Source organism: Mesorhizobium sp. M0208, assembly GCF_040322015.1.
Classification (GTDB): domain Bacteria; phylum Pseudomonadota; class Alphaproteobacteria; order Rhizobiales; family Rhizobiaceae; genus Mesorhizobium.
The window spans coordinates 1-1072 of sequence record NZ_JAMYSP010000117.1; the positions used below are offsets into that span (position 1 = coordinate 1).

3 protein-coding genes are annotated in these 1072 nt (G+C 58.5%); all 3 read left to right on the plus strand.

Annotated elements, in window-relative coordinates:
* The coding region (locus tag NKJ17_RS33880) for a hypothetical protein (protein WP_352692057.1) at positions 1-201 on the plus strand (201 nt) is incomplete at its 5' end.
* 393 nt (positions 202-594) lie between these two features.
* Positions 595-762, plus strand: a complete 168-nt coding sequence (locus tag NKJ17_RS33885) for a low affinity iron permease family protein (protein ID WP_352692059.1) — start codon at positions 595-597, stop codon at positions 760-762.
* Between the two features lie 41 nt (positions 763-803).
* A complete protein-coding gene (locus NKJ17_RS33890) occupies positions 804-1004 on the plus strand; it encodes a DUF2905 domain-containing protein (RefSeq protein ID WP_352692061.1) in 201 nt (66 codons plus the stop codon).
* Positions 1005-1072 lie beyond the last annotated feature (68 nt).

A 1072-nucleotide genomic window follows, 5' to 3' on the forward strand; every position in this document is an offset into this window, starting at 1 on the left:
AGGCAGGCGAACAACGACCCGGTCATCGATGAGCTCGAACAATCTGACCTTCGAGCACATACCCGCGAACAGAGGCGGACAAACCCGCCCCCTCCAGCAGAACTGTCAAGCCTGCTCTGGCGAGCACATCCTCCAGCTGACCCAAAACGAGGCGCGGCGGGCCTCACCTCATTCATCACCAGCAGCTGGGTGAAACTGTGAGCCCCCGGCCATTGCGCACGTCTGCTGCTCGCCACCAGGATAGAGCCGGCGATCTGGCATCCTCCAACGCGCGAGCCGGAGAAAGATGGACACGTTCTGGCGAGGCCCGGCGACACTGCAATTTGGTCGCTGCGACGGCACGCGTCCATCCGGAGTTGTCCTCGACCGTCTTTCATCAAAATAGTCGCCGGCTTCAGGTGCTTGCGGGCGCCAACCTGCGACGTGCCTTCAAATCAAACTGGTGTATTCTCGGCGACTGTCAACGAGGAGAACGGCATTTGGACGCATTGGTGATGATACATAGACGCCTCTGAGCATCTGAAGCAGTGCAGGCCGTGGCCAGGCCAAAATGGCTTTGACTGGCATGGTGTTGCCACACTGGCGATCTGGGCTATGGCGCTGTTCATCCAGCTCGCCGAGCACCGCGATACTCAGGCTCTGCACGCCAAGATGGACGAATTGCTTCGCGCAGTCGTCGATGCCGACAACGAGACGGCGAAGATGACAAGAAAAAACCAAAAGAAATTGAGGCGCAACGACAGCAAAACAGCAATGAAATGAGCCCAGCCAAGGGACCCACTATATTCCCGGCCGGATCCCCCATGTCCAGAACTCTCATTGTCGTTGGTTCGATCATAGTTGCCATAGGCCTGTTGTGGCCCTGGTTGTCGCGGGTCGGTCTGGGCAGATTGCCCGGTGACCTCGTGATCCAACGTGAGAACTTCACGTTTTATGCTCCGATCGGCACCGGGATTCTTATCAGCATCGTGCTTTCGTTTGTTCTGTGGCTGCTCAACCGGTAGCGAGGACGGCGAGCCCGCGTCGCCGGAGGAAAAGAACGACGCGGGCCGATCGAAGCTATCCGATCCGG